Source organism: Eggerthella sp. (assembly GCF_048329335.1).
GTDB classification, from domain to species: domain Bacteria; phylum Actinomycetota; class Coriobacteriia; order Coriobacteriales; family Eggerthellaceae; genus Eggerthella; species Eggerthella lenta.
The window spans coordinates 1-5116 of the sequence record NZ_DBFEGU010000374.1; the positions used below are offsets into that span (position 1 = coordinate 1).

Consider the following 5116-nt stretch of genomic DNA (forward strand, 5'->3'; position numbering starts at 1 on the left):
AAGCCCCGCCGGCGCCGGCGACGAGCCTGAGCTAAGGCACCGAGGGCCTGGACGACAACGGGTCGGCCGGCGGGGCGGGGCTTCTCTCCCGATGATACGCTTCGCCATCGGGAGACGCATCTATCGTCCCATAGGATGACAGGGCCTGCTAGTCAGTATGAACATGACTTAAAACATCATGGACAAAAAGCATGACTTTTCGGTAGTTTTCCAAGGGAAAACCAGCAGAGTGGAAAAGGAGCCTGGAAGAAACCCCAGGTAAACGGAACGCCTCTTGTCGCGCGCCAAAGCAAAACTACGGAAAAGTGCCTGTTTATGTCCATGACTCTTTAAGTAATATATAGAAGCGCACGAAACCAGGGCGTACGGAAGAGAAACTCGGCCGGCTTTTCGGACGCAGGAAGCATCGGCTTTTGAGCGCCCTTCGCCGCGGCGTTCCTGCGAAACATCCCGGCTTTCGAGCTTCTTCCTGCCGGAATACTCTCCGATTGACGATACGCCAAGCCGCTGGTGTCGGCGCTGCTGTTCGCGGTGCACATCGTGTACGTGTCGAAGTTCTCGGGGACGAACGACGTGCTGGTGCTCACGGTGATGCAGTTCTTCATCGGCGGCGCGTGCGGCGTGGCGTGCGGCGCCTGCTTCGAGACGCTCCCTCCCGCGTGGGCCCTCACGCCCGAGTTCTTCTGGAACATGGCCTACCTGGTCATCTTCGCGTCGTGCGTGGCGCTGGTCATCCAGAACGTGGCGCTGGCGCATGTGCCGCCCGCGCAGGCGTCGCTGTTCCTCCGTCTGGAATCGGTGTTCGGCGTGCTGTTCAGCGTGCTTCTGTACGGCGAGCAGGTGGGGCTCAAGCTGATCGTGGGATTCGTGCTGATCTTCGGCGCCATCCTGGTCAGCGAGATGTTCCCCCTGAAACGCAAGGACGTTGCAACCAATCAACTGGAAGCGGTGCCGGTCGAGCTGCCATGATACAATTGCTCCCAATGTGTGCAGTAAGGGAGGAACCTCATGGCAGAAAAAGACAACATCGTGCTCATCGGCATGCCCGGCGCCGGCAAATCTACCCTCGGCATCGTGCTGGCGAAGATCTTGAACTACGACTTCATCGACGCCGACCTCGTCATCCAGAACAGCTGCGACAAGACGCTGCAGAAGCTCATCGACGCGTGCGGTCCCGAGGGCTTCATCCAGGTGGAGAACGAGATTCTGCGCGAGCTGAACGCGTCGAAGTCCATCATCGCCACGGGCGGCTCGGCCGTGTACTCCGACGAGGCCATGAAGCATCTCGCCGAGATCGGGACCATCGTGTATCTGAAGATCACGTACGACCAGCTGGTCAGCCGTCTGAGCGACCTGCAGGAGCGCGGCGTGGTGCTGAAGGGAGGCATCGGCATGAGCCTGCGCGAGCTGTACGACGAGCGTCTGCCGCTGTACGAGCAGTACGCCGAAGTCACCGTCGACGTGAACGACCTGTCCATCACCGCCGCCGCCCGCAAAGTGGCCGACGCCCTGAAGCAAGCGTAATCGAAAATGAGACAAAGGGAATGAGACAAAGGAACGGAGATGCCGTCTCGTGTCGATCTCGTGTGAGACACCAACCCCGTCCCTAGTGTCTCACCCGGCGTCTCGTCCAAGCAAGAAAACGCCCCGCAGCTCGTTACAAGCTGCGGGGCGTTGTCGTTGCTGGTCGAAGCGCGATGCGGCTCTACAGGCCTTCTGTTTCGAAGCGCTTCTCAAGCGCCTCTTGATGGATGCTGTACTGCAGCGCCATCTCTTTTGCTACGCGTCCGCTCTTCACGAGATCGAACAAGCTCTGATCCATCGTGCGCATGCCCTCGGCACCGCCCGAGGCGATGGCGCTGTCCAGCTGATGCGTCTTCTCCTCGCGAATAAGGTTGCGGATTGCCGTGTTCGTGATCATGATCTCGAAGGCCGGCGCCGTGCCGCCGTCGACGGTGGGCACAAGCTGCTGCGACACGATTGCCTGCAGCACCATGGACAGCTGAATGCGGATTTGGCGCTGCTGCGAAGCGGGGAAGGCGTCGATGATGCGATCCACCGTGCCCGCGGCGCCCGTAGTGTGCAGCGTAGAGAACAGCAGCTGCGCCATCTCGGCCGCAGTCACCGCAGTGCCGATGGTGTCCTGGTCGCGCATCTCGCCCAGCAGGATGACGTCAGGGCTCTCGCGCATGGCCGAGCGCAGGGCCTCGCTGTACGTTGCCACGTCGGTGGGCACTTCGCGCTGCGTGACGATGCAGGTGCCGTGCTTGTGCACGTACTCGATGGGGTCTTCCATCGTGATGATGTGGCCGGAACGTTCATGGTTCAAGCGGTCGATGATGCATGCCAGCGTCGTGGACTTGCCGGCGCCCGCCGGGCCGGTGACCAGCACGAGCCCCTTCTGGAACTTGGCCAGGCGCAGCACCTCGTCGGGGATGTGGAATTCCGCCGGATCGGGCAGGCCGAAGGGGATGACGCGGATGACCGCTCCGTACGAACCGCGCTGACGGAAGACGTTCGCGCGGAAGCGCCCGATGCCGGGCAGGGCGAACGAGAAGTCGTCGTCGTGATTGCCGTTCTGCATGAAGGTGTCCATGTTGCGGCCAGATGCCTCGTAGATGGCTCCGACGAAGGCCTCGGTGTCGGCCGGCTTGAACGGTGCCGAATCCAGTCGAACCTGGCGGCCGCTCACGCTGTACGCCAAAGGAAGTCCTGCGATAATGAAGACGTCGGATGCCTTCGCGTCCACCATCTCTTGCAAGAGCTGCTCCAGTTTCATCGTGCTTCTCCTATCGTGTTTGCGCGGCGCCCGACCAGAGCGTGGCACCCGGGCCGTCGTTCGTCCACTGCGTTGTCGCTTTCCATTGGCTGATCTCGTATGTTGCGTTCGCGGTGATGGTTAATTCCACGTCAAGCGTGCGCCCGCTGGAGGAGGCGAACGTCATGAGCACTCTCGACCCGTCGCGCTGCGCGTCGGCCGGCAGCGCCTCGTCCACGGCGGCAAGCGCTTCGTCCAGACCGCCTCCGGAGGCTCGCACGTCTTCCAGAGCCGCGTCGATGACGGCCACCGCGCTTTGAGCGGCTTGCTCGTTCTGGTAAGTATCGTTGGTGAACAGGGCCTGTTTCTCGGCGGCGGAATACGTCGCTTGCGCGGTGGTAGCCGAAAGCACGGCCATCACGGCCAGGCACAAGATGATGACCAACGTGAACAGGCTGATGGGGCCGATACGAACGCTGCCGTTGGTGCTGTTCATCGCTGCACCCCCTCGTTCGACACGTAGCGAGCCGTGTCTATCTGGTAGGTTGCTTCTCCGCCGCAAGATACGTAGATGTGGGCGGTGTAAAGCGTGCCACCCGGTTGGCTCTGGGCTTCCACGATGCGCGTCAAGTCGTACACGCTCTTGTCGAGGACGTCGATCGGCCCCTCGGGTTGTACCAGCTGGCCGTCGACGAGGACGTACTCTCCTCCCGTGTTGCCGCTGGTCGGATCGGCCGCGAACGCTTCGGCGTCGTTCGATGCGAGGATGATGGCGTTCGACAGGCGGTCGGCTTCGATGCTTCGTTCGTGCGCTCCGGCGATCACCTGCATGATCACGGCAAGCGACGCAATGAGAAACACCAGGAGCACAAGCGCCTCCACGATGAAAGCCGCGCCGTGCCAGGGTCGACGGTCGTGATCGTTGCCGCGGCGCAGGCGGGAAAGGTCGATGCCCATCAGGCACCTCCTCTTACGCTGCGCAGGGCAACCGAGGTGGAGCCTTGGTCGGTGTGCACGGTCAGCAGGCCGTCGGTGTAGGTGAAGTCGAAGGTGGAAGACCTCACGATCTCCCGAGCCTTCTCGGGCGTGAACGCCGTTCCGGCGCGCGTGTACTCTTCCACGATTGCCCCCTGGTAGGCGTACAAACGCGTCTCGTAGTCGCCGTTGCCCAGGTGTTCGGTCAGCACGAGCGCCAGCCCTTCGGGACCGTCGGCCACGCCTACGGCGTCGGTCCCGTCGGTGGCTCGGATGGAGTTCGCGATCAACGACAGCCCCAGTCGGGTATTGTCAGAGGAAGAGCGCACATCGTTCGCTGCGCGGTAGGCGCTCGTGCCCACCAGAAGCGCCAGCAGCAGGAACAGCGCGATGACGGCGAACAGCAGCGTGATGAACGCCCGTCCGCGCGCCTTTCCATCGCGGGCTTCGGAGCTGCGGTTGGACCCTGTCGCCTGGATCAGCGTTTGCACCATATCGCCCCTCATTTCGCCAACACCACGACGTTCGGCATGACGTTGTCGGCGAACACCTCGTACGTGATCGCGTAGTCGGAGCGATTCACGACCAACCCGTAGTTCTCCTCGAGATAGGCGAGCGACGAGGGGTATGCGCCCTCGATGGCGCAGCACTGCTTCGCGCTGTTCAAGATGGCGTTGCGCACCGACAGCTCGCCTTGCTCGCGCAGCGATGCTCCGATAGCGTTCGAGGAAAGCCAGACGAGTACGACGACCAGCACGATGGCGAGCAATCCGGCCATGCGCTTGCGGGTGCGCCTCCTGATTTCCTGTTTGGTCAGCTCGTGGTACATGGGACTAGCCGATCGATCCCATGATGCCGATGAGCGGGAGCATGACCGCGATGAGCGTAGCCCCCACGCCCACGGTGAGGAACGCGGCCAGCGTGGGCTCGACGCTGTCGATGAGGCCGTCGAGGCGTACGATAGAGTCGTCGAAGAACGTGTCCGACAGGCTTGCCAGCACGGTTTCCAAGCTGCCAGAGCGCGTGCCCACGACCAGCATGCGGGCGTAGATGGGCTCGAAGACGTTGTTGTCGAAGATGGCTTGCGCGAGGCTCTTGGCCTGGGCGGGATCCGTCATCTGCATCCGCACTGCTTCCAGCTGGGATTTCAGGTTTCCATGATCTACCATGGCCACGGCCTTCTCCATAGCGGTATCGGTGTCCACGCCGGCAGATACGAACGTGGCGAGCGCCGCGGTGAACCGACTAACGGCCATCTGGCGCATAGGCCCGCGCGTGAGGGGCGCCTTTTCGAACAGGCGCAGCAAGCGCTGGCGCCCTGCCGCCGAGCGGCCGGCCAGCACGCCCAGCACTACGAGCACGGTGCACAGCAGCGTAACGCCC

Annotated in this window: 8 protein-coding genes; 2 read left to right on the top strand and 6 right to left on the bottom strand. The window is 62.5% G+C overall.

The features are described 5' to 3' along the window. Nucleotides 1-510: 510 nt before the first annotated feature. Together ACMO6A_RS11580 and ACMO6A_RS11585 are read left to right on the top strand one after the other, a co-directional pair. Nucleotides 511-969 carry a DMT family transporter gene (locus ACMO6A_RS11580; protein WP_114516645.1) on the top strand — a complete coding sequence of 153 codons (459 nt, stop codon included), beginning with the start codon at nt 511-513 and terminating at the stop codon, nt 967-969. Nucleotides 970-1008: 39 nt separating this feature from the next. Then, nucleotides 1009-1524: a shikimate kinase gene (locus ACMO6A_RS11585; RefSeq protein ID WP_009305677.1), complete on the top strand. Its 516-nt coding sequence runs from the start codon at nt 1009-1011 to the stop codon at nt 1522-1524. Nucleotides 1525-1705: 181 nt separating this feature from the next. Here the strand turns inward: ACMO6A_RS11585 and ACMO6A_RS11590 are convergent, their stop codons facing one another. The 6 genes from ACMO6A_RS11590 to ACMO6A_RS11615 all read right to left on the bottom strand — a co-directional run. Continuing rightward, nucleotides 1706-2779 carry a type IV pilus twitching motility protein PilT gene (locus ACMO6A_RS11590; RefSeq protein ID WP_009305678.1) on the bottom strand — a complete coding sequence of 358 codons (1074 nt, stop codon included), beginning with the start codon at nt 2777-2779 and terminating at the stop codon, nt 1706-1708. Between the two features lie 10 nt (nt 2780-2789). Further along, complete coding sequence (locus ACMO6A_RS11595) at nt 2790-3254, bottom strand: hypothetical protein (RefSeq protein WP_009305679.1); 465 nt, start codon at nt 3252-3254, stop codon at nt 2790-2792. Then, nucleotides 3251-3715 carry a hypothetical protein gene (locus tag ACMO6A_RS11600; RefSeq protein WP_009305680.1) on the bottom strand — a complete coding sequence of 155 codons (465 nt, stop codon included), beginning with the start codon at nt 3713-3715 and terminating at the stop codon, nt 3251-3253. The genes ACMO6A_RS11595 and ACMO6A_RS11600 overlap by 4 nt, the downstream gene beginning before the upstream one ends. After that, complete coding sequence (locus ACMO6A_RS11605; RefSeq protein WP_009305681.1) at nt 3715-4227, bottom strand: DUF4860 domain-containing protein; 513 nt, start codon at nt 4225-4227, stop codon at nt 3715-3717. Before ACMO6A_RS11605 ends, ACMO6A_RS11600 begins: the two co-directional genes overlap by 1 nt. Nucleotides 4228-4235: 8 nt before the next feature. Beyond that, a complete protein-coding gene (locus tag ACMO6A_RS11610) occupies nt 4236-4562 on the bottom strand; it encodes a hypothetical protein (RefSeq protein ID WP_021410349.1) in 327 nt (108 codons plus the stop codon). A gap of 4 nt (nt 4563-4566) precedes the next feature. Further along, on the bottom strand, nt 4567-5116 hold a 550-nt coding region (locus ACMO6A_RS11615), incomplete at its 5' end, for a type II secretion system F family protein (RefSeq protein ID WP_418471300.1).